Raw genomic sequence first — 14359 nt, 5'->3', positions numbered from 1 at the left:
GCAGAATTATGGAATTTCATAATTCTGCGGTTATTTTAATCTTATAAAAACGTTCTCTGTACTTTTTCCCAGAAAGAATTGTTTTTTAATTTAACTGTTTTAATTTGTTTATCGCTTAAGCGTACAACAGCTTTTTCCACTTGTTTAATGCTAAGCGCTTCGTTATCCATGCCGATAACAGGATAATCGTTACCGTCTGGTCTTAGTTTTAAAGTTAATGTACGTTCGTGATTTAAAATGAAAGGTGAACCGAGCGTACGGTAAGTGTTGTTGTTTAAAGATGCTAGTTCGCTTATTTGGAAACATGGGATAAGCGGGTCAACAACTGCACCATGCAATGATTTATTGTAAGCAGTACTTCCTGTTGGGGTAGAAACCACTAAACCGTCCCCTCTAAATGTTTCGAAATATAAATCATCAACATGAACATCTACAACGAATGTTTTAATAATGCTAGAACGTAATGAGAACTCATTTAAACAATGGAAAGATGTACTGCCATCTACATCTACTTGAATTGTTGGATATTTTCGCACTTCAATTTCATTTTTTGTAATTTCTTGAAGGGCTGTATCAACGTGATCAATATGGAAATCGCAGTAGAAAGAAATTTCATCTTTCGTAGAAATCCCTGCGTATAAGCAATCTTCTCTAAAACCAGTTTTACGAACGGCTTGTAAGAAGGTTGCATCATCTCCAACACTGACGATAGCGTTTGCATTTTTTGGATGATCTAATATGGTAAATCCATTCTCTTCTAAAATACGATAGATTGGTTTCATTTTTTCAACGAGCGTTGCTTTGTCATCACCATAAAAGAAAAATAAATTGCGACGATCTGCCATTATGTATCCCTCCACTGCAGTTAAATTTTCTGTTTTTCGTGCTACATATCATTAGAGTCCGTTCCCTGATGATATGTTCAAATAATATATTTCGATATAAATTGTCAAAATACCTTTTTATTTTTAGAAAAATTTTTATATTCAATCTTATAAAACTCTGTTTAACGATGAATAAACTTGTCGATAATGGGTACGGAGTGAAAGGATGATACGTATGAAGTGGCTCGTAATTGGAATAATAATTCTTCTTCTTTTTATTTTGTTTATACTATTGTCGAAAATAAAGCTTAAGGTGACATTTTTATATTCAGAAATGGAAAAGCAATGTTTGCTTCAAGTGAAAATATGGATGATTCGATATACATTTGATGTGTTGGAAAGAATTGAAAAACAGCAGAAAAAGACAGGACAGAAAATCGAAAAAGCTGAAGAGGACGGCGGACTCGATAATAAAATTATGGCGCAACTTGACAGCATTGGTGAACTGATAAAAAAGCTTCAAGAAGTTCATACTATTGTTAAAGATTTTCTCAAACGAGTGAAAATCAATGGTTGGAAATGGCATACACAAATTGGAGCAGGCGATGCAGCTAGTACTGGAATTGTCACTGGATATGCATGGGGGACAAAAGGTATGGCTGCTGGAGTTGTCGGACAATATATGCATATTGTCGACGTACCAGAATTTGAAATTACCCCAGTTTTTCAAGGGAAAGGATTTGCATCAAGATGCGAGTTAACAGCATCTTTTCGTATATTCCGCGCTATAAAAACTGGCGTCAAATTACTCGTATTTATGAGAAGACAAAGATCTGGTATGACAGAAAAATCTGTTCAAGCATAGGGGGGATATAGAATGGACCATCCAATTCAAGGTTTAATGACAACAGCAATGCAGCATTTAAAACAAATGACTGATGTAAATACAATTGTTGGTGACCCAATTAAAGCGGCAGATGGAAGCGTAATTCTTACAGTTTCGAAAGTAAGTTTCGGATTTGCTGCTGGTGGAAGTGAATTTGGTAAAGTAGAACATTCAGGCCGTCATCCATTTGGCGGGGGAAGTGGTGGAGGAGTTTCTATTAATCCTGTTGCCTTTCTTGTTATAAATGGAGATGGTGTGAAAGTATTGCACTTAGATAAACAAACACACGTCATCGATAAAATAATTGAATTAGCGCCACAAGCTGTTGATAAAGTGAAAGAAATGATGGATAAACGAAAAGAAGATGATCCTGAATTTCAAATTTAACGAATAAAGAAGCTAATCAATAGGTTAGCTTCTTTAATTTTTTTGTAAATAAAGCGATTTTATTTGCATTATCGATAGGGACAAACTATCATTTACATTGTACATATTTTGTTTAAATAAGGGAGGATTTTCAAGTGGCAAACGTAACTTTTAAAGGTAATCCAATGACTTTAGTTGGAACAGAAGTTAAAGTTGGCGATCAAGCGCCAAACTTCCAAGTATTAGCAAACGACTTATCTCCAGTAAGTTTAGAAACATACAAAGGCGAAGTGAAATTAATTAGTGTTGTACCTTCAATCGACACAGGTGTGTGTGATGCACAAACACGTCGTTTTAACCAAGATGCAGCAGGTATTGAAAACGCGAAAGTATTAACAATTAGCGCTGATTTACCATTCGCTCAAAAACGCTGGTGTGCAGCAAACGGTTTAGAAAACGTTGTAACACTTTCTGACCACCGCGACCTTTCATTCGGTGAAGCTTACGGCTTAGTAATGAAAGAGCTTCGTTTACTTGCTCGTGCAGTATTCGTAGTAGATAGCAATGACAAAGTAGTTTACGCAGAATACGTAAGCGAAGGTACAAGCCATCCAAACTATGAAGCAGCATTAGAAGCAGCTAAATCTGCGAAGTAATGTGATGAAAATGACCTCTTATAAAGAGGTCGTTTTTTCTCATATATTGCTCTGTAACAGCATCGATATATGAGAAAAAACGTTATATCATATATAACTAAAGGGGAGCTCTTTACAGGAGGTCGCTTTTTCTTTTTGGAAAAAATCACTTTGTGGTATGATATAAGTTATGTGTAAAAGAGAGAAGGAGGAATGTACGTGAGTCAGACAGTAGAAACATTATTTTCTATTTTTGATTCTTCTGCGGTAGTTTTACGTAAAGAATTAGATGTAACATATTTAGAGGCGCTTGTAGAAACAGGTGATAACTTGTTTGAGGGAGCGATTTTACAAGAGGAATTATCCGAATCAGCAATTGAAAGGCTGAATCGTGAATATAGTACGTTTAATGAAGAAACATATAAAGGTGAAGAAATTCGTAAAGCATTTCAGTTAGCCATCTTAAAAGGAATGAAAGAAGGCGTACAAGCGAATCATGAAATGACGCCTGATGCAGTTGGAATGTTCATGAGTTACTTATTCCATAAATTTATGCAAGGTCAAAACGAGATCACAGTTTTAGATCCTGCAATTGGAACAGGTAATTTAATGACTACAGTATTTAATAGCGCCAAAGAAGGACTAACAATGAGTGGATTTGGTGTAGAAGTGGATGAAGTGCTAATTAAACTTGCTTTAGTAAATGCAAATTTACAAAAGCATGCAATCGAATTCTTCCATCAAGATGGACTAGCACCACTTTATATCGATCCAGTTGATGCAGTCGTTTCAGACTTACCGGTTGGTTATTATCCAAACGAAATCGGTGCAAGTGAATATAAATTAAAAGCAGATGAAGGAATGTCGTATGCCCATCACTTATTTATTGAACAAAGTGTGAAACATACGAAAGAGGGCGGTTACTTATTCTTCTTAGTACCAAACTTCATTTTTGAAAGTGACCAGGCACCAAAATTACATGCATTTATTAAAGAAACATGCTTTATTCAAGGGTTATTACAGCTTCCTGTTTCCATGTTTAAAAACGAGAAAAATGCAAAAAGTATATTTGTTCTCCAAAAGAAAGGCGCTAATGTAACAATGCCAAAACAGGCGTTATTAGTGGAGTTGCCTAAATTCTCTAACATGAAGGCGATGGAAGACATTATGGATCAATTAAATACTTGGTTTGCAACACATAAATAAAGCTGGGTATATGTAACAGCATTAGTGATTCATGTAGTACAGTTTTATATAATATGTCATATTTTTAAATATATACAAGATTTAACTGAATTTTTTTGAAATCTGTAATATATATTTTTTCTTGGTGTTACAATTTTTTCACTTGAAATATATGTCGGACGATGTTTAAATTAAAATCGTGAGTATAAAATTTGCTAATGATGAAACGTTTTCATATTTGGTGAATTTGATCAGATAAAATCGAGCGGTTTGTGGAAACATCCACACAACTACCAAGAGAAAAAGGGGCGAAAGACTAGATGTCAAAAATCATCGCGATTAACGCAGGAAGCTCTTCCTTAAAATTCCAATTATTTGAAATGCCAAGTGAAACAGTATTAACAAAAGGTTTAGTAGAACGTATCGGTTTAGAAGATAGTATCTTCACTATTACTGTAGATGGCGAAAAACAAAAAGAAATTACAAACATTCCAGATCACGCAGTAGCAGTTAATATGCTTCTTAAAAAGTTAACTGAAAACGGAATCGTTAAATCTCTAGATGAGATTGGCGGTATCGGTCACCGTGTTGTTCACGGCGGCGAAAAATTTGCTGACTCTGTTTTAATTACTGATGAAGTATTAGCTGATATCGAAGAATTAAGCGATTTAGCACCACTTCATAACCCAGCAAACGTTGTTGGTATTAAAGCATTCCAAGAAGTATTACCAAACGTACCAGCAGTAGCAGTATTCGATACAGCATTCCACCAAACAATGCCGGAATCTGCATTCCTATACAGCTTACCATATGAGTACTATGAAAAATTCGGCATCCGTAAATACGGTTTCCACGGAACTTCTCATAAATATGTAACTGAGCGTGCGGCTGAATTATTAGGTCGTCCAATTGAAAGCTTAAGCTTACTTTCTTGTCACTTAGGTAACGGTGCAAGTATCGCAGCAGTAGAAGGCGGTAAATCTATCGATACTTCTATGGGCTTCACACCACTTGCTGGTGTAACAATGGGTACACGTTCTGGTAACCTTGACCCTGCGTTAATTCCATACATCATGGAAAAAACAGGCCAAACAGTAGAAGAAGTAGTTAACGTATTAAACAAGAAGAGTGGTATGTTAGGTCTTACTGGTTACTCTAGTGACCTACGTGACATCATTGCGAAAGAAGAAGAAGGCGACCACCGTGCGAAAGTAGCACTTGATGTATTCGTAAGCCGTATCCACAAATACATCGGTTCTTACACTGCTCGTATGAAAGGTGTAGACGCAATCATCTTCACAGCTGGTGTAGGTGAAAACAGTGCGATTATTCGTGAGCGTGTATTAGAAGGCCTTGAGTACATGGGCGTATACTTCGATGCAAAACGTAATAACGTATTCGGTGAAGAAGCATTCATCAGCTTCCCACACTCTCCAGTAAAAATTATCGTAATTCCAACTGACGAAGAAGTTATGATTGCTCGTGACGTACTACGTCTTGGAGATATTGGTTAATATATGAAAAGAAAGACGAGATCCTATAGGATTTCGTCTTTTTTCTTTTGGATGTATTTTAAAACTCCATCTGGATATAATATTTTTTCTTTCTGAATGAATGCCGTAATAGGAATCCATTTCGCATACGCTACTGTTTCTTCATCTTGTATATTTAATATTTTCATTTCATATAGTGACGTGTCTAATAAACGCAAAGAATATAGTTGAATGATTTCATGACCAATGTCTCCATCGAGATGAAAGACATTTTCTAAACACCCTAAATAATTGGTGATTTCTATCTCCGTATGAAGCTCTTCTTTAAACTCCCGAATAACAGTATGTGCTGATTTTTCACCAAGTTCAATTGAACCGCCAAGAGGACGATAATATATTTCGCCTTCTGTATAATATTCTTGTACGAGAAGGCGATCTTGATGTACAGCAAGACCGAAAGCTTTTGCACGTGGATACATATAGAATCACTCCTTATTTGTTTTGTATAAGGACGATTATAATGTATGGTGTGATAAAAGTATCGTGTATTTAAGTGTGCGGTCTAACTGTAATTCCATCAAATAAGTCTTTCCAAAATGCTTCATTGTATTGGTATACATCCATAATAGGACATTTCATAACGCAAATACGTTGTAATCCCCAATCTTCTTGGGTGATAGTTGGTATATCGGCAGGAATTAGTAACAGGACAGAGAATGTATGTGTAACGATTTGAGATAAAATTTGTTCTAGGGAACATGCTTCTTCATATGTTCCTCCAGTTCGAATAAATAATATGGATTCTGCCGTTTCAATTGTAGCTAGAAAACGATTAATACGATGTTCATAGTTTAACTTAATTTCTGTATAAGAAGGCCAAGAAGTTGGTGTGTTTACATCTGTTTTAAAGTCATGACAGGAGTCAATTTCATAAAGGTTGTCCCTTAATCTTAATTTTGCATCATCATCCCAAAATGAGATGAAGGATAAATTTTCGAAATTTAAAAAGCGGTCAAATCGATTTTGTAATAATACATTCACTTTTTCTAATGAGGGGCTTAGCATAAAATCAATAACGCCAAAAAATGGTGATAATTCTAATTGATATAATGCCCAAGCAGGCCAGCAGTTTTGTCCTAAGCTGAATACCGCATTATATTCTTTTTTTATATCGGATAGATTCATGTGATTTATCTCATCCTTTTTGTTAATATTTTATGCCATTCAAAAATGGTATGTGAATAGAGATAGACAAGCATATTTGCAAAGAATAAGCAGAAATATGTTACAATAGAAAAAAATCGAACGAGGTGGTTGTTACGATGCGATCGAAGCGAGAACAAGCCATTTTAGACAATATAAAAGAATGGGAAGCGCAATTAGTTGAGCAAGAAGCGACCGATTTTCAAAAAGTGTTTGATAAATGGTTACATACTACAGTTGCGAAATTACCTGAGAAAAAGCGAAAAGAATTCTTCACGAAAGCAGATGGATGGCTCTTTCATTTGCATGCATTTATTCAAAGTTCACAAGCACAGTTAGATGCACGTAATCGGATTTTAGGAACATCAAGATTATTTGATGAATCGATTGAACAGCTTGAAGATTTGAAAGCATTATCTATTGATCAATTAACATACATAGCAGAGCAGCAAACAGCACGTCATCGTCTATATTCATTTGTACAAGGCGGGGCAACAGGTGCTGGAGGTTTATTATTATTAACGGCGGATTTTCCGGTTATGATCGCGTTAAATGTGAAGGCAGTCCAACTTATTGCAACATCATTTGGACATGATGTGAACAAGCCGTATGAAATGATGCTTGCGTTAAAGGTGTTTCATGCGTCATTACTACCAGGAAGACTTCAGCAATATGCATGGTACAATTTATTGCAAGAGCTGGAGCAAGAAGATTCGTTCTTTTACGAAGGAGACGAAGCAGTGCTACAAACAGCTTCTACTGAGGTTGTGTTAAAACAAATTTTGAAGACATTTTCGATTTATGCTCTTCGTCGTAAATTATTCCAAGGTATACCGGTAATTGGAATGGCAATTGGATCTACAGTGAATTATCGTTTAACAAGAAACGTTACTGAATTTGCAAATAGATTTTATCAAGTGCGCCATATAGTCGAGAAAGAAAAAAGAGCATAAAAAAAGCGAGAGGCCGAAGCCTTTCGCTTTTTTAATTCGTTGCATGTTTTTTGGACATTGGAACAGATACTGGCTGCTTTTCTGCTGTTTTTTCTGTTTTTGGATAATAAATTAAATCCAATGTTTTTGCTTGTACGGCAATCGAAAGAATAGTAAAAGCAATTTCTGTCCAATTTAAATAATATAATGAAAGCGCAAGAACAATCGCGTCAAAGACGAAGAAAATTTGCCCAATTGTAAAACGAGTTCGTTTACTTAATACAATTGTTAAAATATCGTCTCCACCGGTTGCACCGCCAAATCGTAATATAAAACCGAGTCCAATACCAGCTAACGCACCGCCAACTACTGCAGCTATAAATAAGTTATTTGATAAATCTACCGTAAATGGAGAATAATTTTCCATAAAGGAATAAAATACTCCGAATGAAATTGAACCTAGGAATGAATAACCAACCATTTTTCTACCTAAAAATGAAGCGCACAGTAAAATAATTGGGATATCCATTAATACAGTTGAAATAGATGGTGAAATATCATAAAAGTTTTGAATGAATAGTGCAATTCCTACAAATCCACCTTCTGTTAAGTGGTTTTGGAAGTGAATGTGATATAGCGCTGCTGCTAAAATAAATGAACCGATTAAAACCATAAAAATTTCTTTAATAATTTGCCGACTTTGGATGTTCCTCATCGTTATTCCTTCTTTCCGTAGTTAGTAGTCCTTTTTGTGTTGTAAACTAACTACGAGCTCACATGTAGCTTTCAGTTAGTTTACGAAAAAACTAACTACGCTATATGTCGCTGAAGAAATAACGAATAATCCTCTCGTCCATCAATTCTCCCTACCTTCGTTTTAGTTTAAGTCTTAAAACGACTAAACAAAACGTGGAGTAGGATTCGTCATTTAGCAATCCTGCTCTTCTTTGTTTTGTTTAGTTAGTAACAATTAAGTCCTAAACAAAACGCTATGTGTAAGAAGAGTCTTTTTTTTGCCAAATTATCCTTCGGGCAATCATAATTTCCCCACTCTCGTATTTTTTTCGCTAGACTAAAGTATCTGAGCTGAAAAATACGCTACGTGTATGATTCGTCAATACGATGCCACATGCTCCTTCGAGCGATCATGATATCAAAATCCCTTCCTTCAAGATTTATACTATTATATCATACTTTTAAAAAATATATGCGGATGGAAACCGACAATAAACGGAGGGAATCTACAAAAAATGTTATGTTTAAATATTTTTGTAGAAAAGCCTAAGTTATTTCGGAGGATTGGACAGTTTATAACGGTTTGTCCAATAAGTAAGAAAAAAGGGTTTTATTCCGTTGTGTTCTTTTCATCACTTTTATCTTTAAAAAACGCATCCCAACTAATTACACTTAAAAAAGTTAAAGTGATAATAACGAAAGCACGCATAATTTTTAAACCTCCTTTTGTACATAGTATATGAATCATTCGATTCAGAATGTGTCATTTTTTTACAAGTCTTAACTATTATGAGAGTATATTAATATAGATAGATGAAGGGGAGAGTGAAGGTATGCTAAAAGACATGTTCAAAAGAAAAGAATTAATATGCATTTCATGTCAGAAAAAAATTCAATATGAAGAAGAGCTTGTTGCTTTTGTAAAGTTGCCGAAAGAAAGAAGTATATTAGTTGGTCCATTCGATGTATGTTTGGCGAAAACAGCACAAGAAATATATTGTAAATCATGTTATGACAAAAAAAGCATGACCCAAAGTTATTGAGGGGCATGCTTTTTTCATTGGTGTGCTTTCCCCTCAGATACATTTTGAGTGAGTCGATACCAAAGCCAAAGGTCATTAATGATGGAAGCAAGATCGGCAATTTCTGAATTTAGTTTACAAGAAACTTCGAAGTCTTCTTCGTTATTTAAATAATGTTGTTTTGTATTAATATAGTGCTCAAGTTCTTTTATACGATCAGGAATTTTCCCGCGAACTTGTTCCCATTTTAGTAAAATAGCATGTTGCATTTTTTCGGGGATTTCTTCCCAGTCTTCTTGTAAATGTGGAATTTCAATTCCTAGATGTTCATCGTATAAGAAATACTTTTCCATAAGTTCACCCCCGTTTTCCTGCTTATATTGTACATAAAAACAGAAAGAAGTTCGACGAAATTGTTTGAAAAAATTTGAAAATGACTCTTGATACATTTTGTGAAAGGTGGTAAAGTGTGAATTATTATAAAAGAAAATGAATATTTATTCTTTAGGGGGATGCAAAATGGAGAAGAAAAAAGTTGTATTAGCATATTCCGGAGGTCTTGATACTTCCGTTGCAATTAAATGGTTACAAGAGAAGAATTATGATATTATCGCGCTTTGTTTAGACTTAGGGGAAGGTAAAGACTTAGCATTTGTAAAAGAAAAGGCACTTTCAGTAGGTGCAATTAAATCATATATGATTGATGTTCAAGAAGAATTTGCAAACGAATATGCATTGATGGCGATGCAAGCACACACATTATACGAAGGGAAATACCCTCTTGTCTCTGCATTATCTCGTCCGCTTATTGCGAAGAAATTAGTAGAAATCGCAGAACAAGAAGGCGCAACTGCAGTTGCACACGGATGTACAGGGAAAGGAAATGATCAAGTTCGTTTTGAAGTTTCTATTCAAGCATTAAATCCTTACTTAGAAGTGATTGCACCTGTACGTGAATGGAAGTGGTCACGTGAAGAAGAAATTGCCTATGCAAAAGAAAACGATGTACCAATTCCGATTAATTTAGATAGCCCGTTTTCAATCGATCAAAACTTATGGGGACGCAGCAACGAATGTGGAATTTTAGAAGATCCATGGGCAGCGCCGCCAGAAGATGCATATGAGATGACATTGGCATTAGAAGATACACCGAATAAACCAGAGTTTGTAGAAATCGGATTTGAAGCAGGCGTACCGACTACTTTAAATGGCACTGCATATTCACTTGCAGAATTAATTAAAACGTTAAATGCGCTTGCTGGAAAACACGGCGTTGGACGTATTGATCACGTAGAAAATCGTCTTGTCGGTATTAAATCTCGTGAAGTATACGAATGCCCAGCAGCAATGACGTTAATCACTGCGCATAAAGAGTTGGAAGATTTAACACACGTAAAAGAAGTAGCACATTTTAAACCAGTGATTGAACAGAAAATAACAGAACTTATTTATAATGGTTTATGGTTCTCACCTTTAAAACAAGCGCTTCATGCATTTTTACAAGAAACGCAAAAGAATGTAACAGGTACAGTGCGTGTGAAATTATTTAAAGGTCATGCGATTGTAGAAGGACGTAAATCTGAATACTCTTTATACGATGAAAAATTAGCAACATATACTGCTCAAGATGAATTTAATCATGATGCAGCAGTTGGATTCATTTCATTATTCGGTTTACCGACGAAAGTATACAGCCAAGTGAATCAAAAGAAGGTGGAAGCGTGAGCAAACTTTGGGGCGGACGTTTTACAGAAGAAGCGGAAGCATGGGTTGAAGAGTTCGGAGCATCCATCTCCTTCGATCAACAATTAGTAAATCAAGATATAAAAGGAAGTATTGCGCACGTCACGATGCTAGCAAAGCAGGGCATCGTGACGAAAGAAGAAGCAGAGAAAATAAAGATAGGTCTTCAATATTTATTGAAAGAAGCAAAAGAGAATAAGCTACAATTTTCAGTAGAAGCAGAAGATATTCATTTAAACATCGAAAAAATGTTAATTGAACAAATTGGCGAAGTAGGAGGAAAACTTCACACTGGCCGAAGTCGTAATGATCAAGTAGCGACAGATATGCATTTGTATTTAAAAGAAAAGGTAGAACATATTATAAAAGCTACAAAACAATTGCAAACTGTTCTTGTTCAACAAGCAGAAAATAATATTGAAACCATTATGCCGGGCTATACGCACTTGCAGCGTGCCCAGCCGATTTCATTTGCTCATCATATTCTCGCTTACTTTTGGATGTTAGAGCGTGATGTGAATCGTTATGAAGATTCGTTAAAACGTATTAACATTTCGCCATTAGGAGCAGGAGCGTTAGCTGGAACGACATTCCCCATTGACCGAGAGTATAGTGCGGAGCTTCTTGGATTTAATGGAATCTATGAAAATAGTTTAGATGCAGTAAGCGATCGTGATTTCATACTGGAGTTCCTAAGTAACTCCTCTATGCTTATGATGCACTTATCACGCTTTTGCGAAGAACTTATTTTATGGAGTAGCCAAGAGTTTCAATTTATTGAAATGAGCGATCAATATGCAACGGGAAGCAGCATTATGCCGCAAAAGAAAAACCCGGATATGGCGGAACTAATCCGTGGTAAAACAGGCAGAGTATACGGTAATTTATTCAGTTTACTCACAGTAATGAAAGGATTACCGCTCGCTTACAATAAAGACTTACAAGAAGATAAAGAAGGAATGTTTGATACAGTTAAAACAGTAGAAGGATGCCTTCATATTATGGCGGGCATGCTTGAAACGATGACTGTAAACAAAGAAAAAATGGGGCAAGCTGTGACGCAAGATTTCTCCAACGCAACAGAAATTGCTGACTATTTAGCGAACAAAGGACTACCATTCCGTCAAGCTCATGAAATTGTTGGAAAGTTAGTGCTATATTGCACACAAAAAGGAATTTATTTATTAGATGTCTCTCTTGAAACATATAAAGAAATGAGCTCCTTATTTGAAGAAGATTTGTATGAAGTGCTGTCACCATATGCAGCTGTAAAGCGTCGTAACAGTGCTGGCGGGACTGGGTTTGAACAAATCAAAAACGCTTTGGAGAAGGCGAAGGGGTTAACGAAAGAAGTTATTAAGAATTGAGTTGGGAAGTACGCCAGTCTAGTAAAGTCTGGCGTACTTTATTTTTTACTAGCATTTAAGTTACAATGTAGTAAAAAATAACAATTTAGGGGAAGTCTATGAAAAAAATAGTGTTGATCATTGTACTGTTAATTAGCTTAATTGCAAATGCTAAAGTGTTTCTTTTGGACAAATATATGTATGTTGGTGAAAAAGAAAAGCGAGAAGAAGCGGTTATCGCAACGATGTGGCATTTACAAGATAAAGGATATAAAGAAAGTGATATTTTATATATAAAACCGGCCTTTTATAGCAAAATGGATTCTTATGGTATGAATGTACAGTTTAAAGATGAACCAAATGAATCATATACATATAGAGTTTTAAAAGATGCGAAAACAAATAAACTAACTGTACACCAAGATAGCAATGAGTCTGGTGGTATGGGCGGGAAACATCAAGAGCTTAAATAAAGAAAGAAAACGACTGATGGCATTCGCCTGCAGTCGTTTTCTTTTAATCATACTTATGTCGATCTTCCGTAATTCGAATATACTCAATATCCATCAAATCACGAAGTAATGCACCATTACTTAGTTCAACGCCGTGCTTCTCTTTAAAATGAGTGCGAATCGTATCTAGCATTTCAATTTCTTTGCCGTTCACATCTAAAATAATGCGTTCAGAATCATCCATATAGCATCCTCCTTTTTTACACATATATATTTTGTCCGTCTATTTCTAAAAAATGTATGTTAACGTAATGTTAGGAAATAAGAAAGGGATGGAAAATGAGACGTATTTATTTTATAGGGCTAATTTTGTACACATTCATTGTATTACATGTTGCATTCCCAAATATCTTTTCATTTGAGGATTTAGAAACAGTACACGTTGCGATATTTATTTTTGCTCTATTTGTAGTAGATTGCTTTATTTCTATATGGCTTTCGAAAAGAAAAGATATACAAGGCAAAAAAGAAATGGAACGGAAAAAGAGAAAACGTTCCTTTTGGATGATGACATACTGTTTGTCTTTAGTGCTTACTGCTGCTTTTTTTAGTGAACATATTCCATTAGAAAGAGTAAATATTGGATTTGGAGCATTCGTATTCGCATACTATTTTTTTATGCACTTTCTTCCTTATATGAAAGAAAAGCGAGGAGAAGAGGAAAATCCGCTTGTAGAAGAAGAGAAAGAACAAGAGCATAAGAGAATAGAAGGGGATATAAAGAAACTTGGAGAACAAAAGTGGTATTTAAAATCAAAAATCATATACGTTCTTTGCTTTATTACGCCGCCAATTGGTTATTTGTATGTTTTCTTATTTCGTAAAAAAATGACAGAAGGTGCAAGGCGAACGTACTTAACGGTTGCGACGATTATGATGGCATTATGGTCTTTGAAGTTTCTTCCGCCTTATGTGTTGGCAATTACCGTTGTTGTCGTAGCATGTCTTTTGTTTATAGTGAAGTTTATAAAATGAAAAACACCAAGCCTATGTGGACTTGGTGTTTTATCTATAAATTAAAGCTCACCTTGCTCTTCATCACCACGAACAACAAGGACATCGCATTTCGCATAGCGAATAATATGTTCAGAGACGCTACCAATTAGGAAACGCTCAACAGCATTTAAACCAGTCGCACCACACATAATTAAATCTACTTTATGGTTTGGAGCGATTTCTTTTGAAATTTTTGATTTAGGATTACCGAATTCTAATACAGTTTCAATTTTTTCAAGACCAGCTTCAAGCGCAGTTTTTTTGTAGTCTTCTAATAGGTCTTCTGCAAATAGATTTGCACGTTCCGCAATTGCACGGCTATAAGCTTCTACTGCTGAGTATGCTTTTACATCAACGATATGAGCAATTGTTAATGTTGCATTGTTGCGCTTTGCGACTTGAATTGCTTTTTTAAAGGCTTTTTCTGCTTCTTTAGAACCATCCACTGCGATTAAAATATTTGTATATGTATTATTCATAG

General features: G+C 35.4%; 18 protein-coding genes. 11 read left to right on the top strand and 7 right to left on the bottom strand.

Features of this window, described 5'->3' with window-relative positions; all coding sequences use genetic code 11:
* Window positions 1-41 precede the first annotated feature (41 nt).
* Entirely contained in the window at window positions 42-845 is an 804-nt protein-coding gene (locus BLT20_RS15025; protein ID WP_000785176.1) for an NAD kinase, read from the bottom strand.
* Between the two features lie 205 nt (window positions 846-1050).
* On the opposite strand from BLT20_RS15025, the gene BLT20_RS15020 reads away from it, so the two are divergent.
* The 5 genes from BLT20_RS15020 to ackA all read left to right on the top strand — a co-directional run bounded on the left by BLT20_RS15020 (window position 1051) and on the right by ackA (window position 5410).
* Window positions 1051-1689 carry a DUF2953 domain-containing protein gene (locus BLT20_RS15020; protein ID WP_002164419.1) on the top strand — a complete coding sequence of 213 codons (639 nt, stop codon included), beginning with the start codon at window positions 1051-1053 and terminating at the stop codon, window positions 1687-1689.
* A 12-nt stretch (window positions 1690-1701) separates the two neighbouring features.
* A complete protein-coding gene (gene ytfJ, locus BLT20_RS15015; RefSeq protein WP_000350003.1) occupies window positions 1702-2097 on the top strand; it encodes a GerW family sporulation protein in 396 nt (131 codons plus the stop codon).
* A gap of 134 nt (window positions 2098-2231) precedes the next feature.
* Window positions 2232-2732, top strand: a complete 501-nt coding sequence (gene tpx, locus BLT20_RS15010) for a thiol peroxidase (RefSeq protein ID WP_000024525.1) — start codon at window positions 2232-2234, stop codon at window positions 2730-2732.
* A gap of 198 nt (window positions 2733-2930) precedes the next feature.
* A complete protein-coding gene (locus BLT20_RS15005) occupies window positions 2931-3917 on the top strand; it encodes a class I SAM-dependent methyltransferase (RefSeq protein WP_000084367.1) in 987 nt (328 codons plus the stop codon).
* A 299-nt stretch (window positions 3918-4216) separates the two neighbouring features.
* Window positions 4217-5410 (top strand): acetate kinase, encoded by a 1194-nt coding sequence (gene ackA / locus BLT20_RS15000; RefSeq protein WP_000034575.1) that lies wholly within the window; start codon window positions 4217-4219, stop codon window positions 5408-5410.
* Between the two features lie 23 nt (window positions 5411-5433).
* Here ackA and BLT20_RS14995 read toward each other — a convergent pair whose 3' ends face one another.
* The gene (locus tag BLT20_RS14995) at window positions 5434-5868 is read right to left on the bottom strand and encodes an NUDIX hydrolase (RefSeq protein WP_000283500.1); all 435 of its coding nucleotides are present in this window, start codon (window positions 5866-5868) and stop codon (window positions 5434-5436) included.
* Window positions 5869-5938: 70 nt separating this feature from the next.
* On the bottom strand, window positions 5939-6574 hold the full coding sequence (locus tag BLT20_RS14990) for a DUF1796 family putative cysteine peptidase (RefSeq protein WP_001053729.1): 636 nt from the start codon (window positions 6572-6574) through the stop codon (window positions 5939-5941).
* Window positions 6575-6711: 137 nt separating this feature from the next.
* On the opposite strand from BLT20_RS14990, the gene BLT20_RS14985 reads away from it, so the two are divergent.
* Window positions 6712-7545: an EcsC family protein gene (locus tag BLT20_RS14985; protein ID WP_001256853.1), complete on the top strand. Its 834-nt coding sequence runs from the start codon at window positions 6712-6714 to the stop codon at window positions 7543-7545.
* Window positions 7546-7576: 31 nt separating this feature from the next.
* Here BLT20_RS14985 and BLT20_RS14980 read toward each other — a convergent pair whose 3' ends face one another.
* Window positions 7577-8239 carry a YitT family protein gene (locus BLT20_RS14980; RefSeq protein ID WP_001244515.1) on the bottom strand — a complete coding sequence of 221 codons (663 nt, stop codon included), beginning with the start codon at window positions 8237-8239 and terminating at the stop codon, window positions 7577-7579.
* Window positions 8240-9092: 853 nt separating this feature from the next.
* Here BLT20_RS14980 and BLT20_RS14970 point away from each other — a divergent pair.
* Window positions 9093-9302, top strand: a complete 210-nt coding sequence (locus BLT20_RS14970) for a hypothetical protein (RefSeq protein ID WP_000910274.1) — start codon at window positions 9093-9095, stop codon at window positions 9300-9302.
* A 14-nt stretch (window positions 9303-9316) separates the two neighbouring features.
* On the opposite strand, the gene BLT20_RS14965 is transcribed toward BLT20_RS14970, so the two are convergent.
* Window positions 9317-9634, bottom strand: coding sequence for a hypothetical protein (locus BLT20_RS14965; RefSeq protein WP_000417218.1), 318 nt, complete (start codon window positions 9632-9634; stop codon window positions 9317-9319).
* A 166-nt stretch (window positions 9635-9800) separates the two neighbouring features.
* On the opposite strand from BLT20_RS14965, the gene BLT20_RS14960 reads away from it, so the two are divergent.
* From BLT20_RS14960 to BLT20_RS14950, 3 genes are all read left to right on the top strand, one after another.
* Complete coding sequence (locus tag BLT20_RS14960) at window positions 9801-11006, top strand: argininosuccinate synthase (RefSeq protein ID WP_000412315.1); 1206 nt, start codon at window positions 9801-9803, stop codon at window positions 11004-11006.
* Entirely contained in the window at window positions 11003-12391 is a 1389-nt protein-coding gene (gene argH, locus BLT20_RS14955) for an argininosuccinate lyase (RefSeq protein WP_000041246.1), read from the top strand. The genes BLT20_RS14960 and argH overlap by 4 nt, the downstream gene beginning before the upstream one ends.
* Window positions 12392-12489: 98 nt before the next feature.
* Complete coding sequence (locus BLT20_RS14950; RefSeq protein ID WP_000725032.1) at window positions 12490-12843, top strand: DUF3139 domain-containing protein; 354 nt, start codon at window positions 12490-12492, stop codon at window positions 12841-12843.
* A 43-nt stretch (window positions 12844-12886) separates the two neighbouring features.
* Here BLT20_RS14950 and BLT20_RS14945 read toward each other — a convergent pair whose 3' ends face one another.
* The gene (locus tag BLT20_RS14945) at window positions 12887-13066 is read right to left on the bottom strand and encodes a hypothetical protein (protein ID WP_000342760.1); all 180 of its coding nucleotides are present in this window, start codon (window positions 13064-13066) and stop codon (window positions 12887-12889) included.
* A gap of 95 nt (window positions 13067-13161) precedes the next feature.
* Here BLT20_RS14945 and BLT20_RS14940 point away from each other — a divergent pair, with 95 nt between their 5' ends.
* Entirely contained in the window at window positions 13162-13857 is a 696-nt protein-coding gene (locus BLT20_RS14940) for a hypothetical protein (RefSeq protein WP_001252878.1), read from the top strand.
* 41 nt (window positions 13858-13898) lie between these two features.
* Here BLT20_RS14940 and BLT20_RS14935 read toward each other — a convergent pair whose 3' ends face one another.
* Window positions 13899-14357 carry a universal stress protein gene (locus BLT20_RS14935; protein WP_001066673.1) on the bottom strand — a complete coding sequence of 153 codons (459 nt, stop codon included), beginning with the start codon at window positions 14355-14357 and terminating at the stop codon, window positions 13899-13901.
* Window positions 14358-14359 lie beyond the last annotated feature (2 nt).

This window comes from Bacillus sp. cl96, assembly GCF_900100505.1.
Taxonomy (GTDB): domain Bacteria; phylum Bacillota; class Bacilli; order Bacillales; family Bacillaceae_G; genus Bacillus_A; species Bacillus_A cereus.
The sequence above is the reverse complement of the archived record's forward strand: the minus strand, read 5'-3'. Positions and strand labels throughout refer to the sequence as shown.

Coding starts and splice junctions, on each gene's coding strand:
- BLT20_RS14970 (WP_000910274.1), top strand. CDS start 9,093: ATGCTAAAAGACATGTTCAAAAGAAAAGAATTAATATGCATTTCATGT.
- BLT20_RS14965 (WP_000417218.1), bottom strand. CDS start 9,634: ATGGAAAAGTATTTCTTATACGATGAACATCTAGGAATTGAAATTCCA.
- ackA (WP_000034575.1), top strand. CDS start 4,217: ATGTCAAAAATCATCGCGATTAACGCAGGAAGCTCTTCCTTAAAATTC.
- BLT20_RS14995 (WP_000283500.1), bottom strand. CDS start 5,868: ATGTATCCACGTGCAAAAGCTTTCGGTCTTGCTGTACATCAAGATCGC.
- BLT20_RS14990 (WP_001053729.1), bottom strand. CDS start 6,574: ATGAATCTATCCGATATAAAAAAAGAATATAATGCGGTATTCAGCTTA.
- BLT20_RS14950 (WP_000725032.1), top strand. CDS start 12,490: ATGAAAAAAATAGTGTTGATCATTGTACTGTTAATTAGCTTAATTGCA.
- BLT20_RS14935 (WP_001066673.1), bottom strand. CDS start 14,357: ATGAATAATACATATACAAATATTTTAATCGCAGTGGATGGTTCTAAA.
- BLT20_RS14980 (WP_001244515.1), bottom strand. CDS start 8,239: ATGAGGAACATCCAAAGTCGGCAAATTATTAAAGAAATTTTTATGGTT.
- BLT20_RS15020 (WP_002164419.1), top strand. CDS start 1,051: ATGATACGTATGAAGTGGCTCGTAATTGGAATAATAATTCTTCTTCTT.
- BLT20_RS14940 (WP_001252878.1), top strand. CDS start 13,162: ATGAGACGTATTTATTTTATAGGGCTAATTTTGTACACATTCATTGTA.
- BLT20_RS15025 (WP_000785176.1), bottom strand. CDS start 845: ATGGCAGATCGTCGCAATTTATTTTTCTTTTATGGTGATGACAAAGCA.
- BLT20_RS14985 (WP_001256853.1), top strand. CDS start 6,712: ATGCGATCGAAGCGAGAACAAGCCATTTTAGACAATATAAAAGAATGG.
- ytfJ (WP_000350003.1), top strand. CDS start 1,702: ATGGACCATCCAATTCAAGGTTTAATGACAACAGCAATGCAGCATTTA.
- BLT20_RS14945 (WP_000342760.1), bottom strand. CDS start 13,066: ATGGATGATTCTGAACGCATTATTTTAGATGTGAACGGCAAAGAAATT.
- BLT20_RS14960 (WP_000412315.1), top strand. CDS start 9,801: ATGGAGAAGAAAAAAGTTGTATTAGCATATTCCGGAGGTCTTGATACT.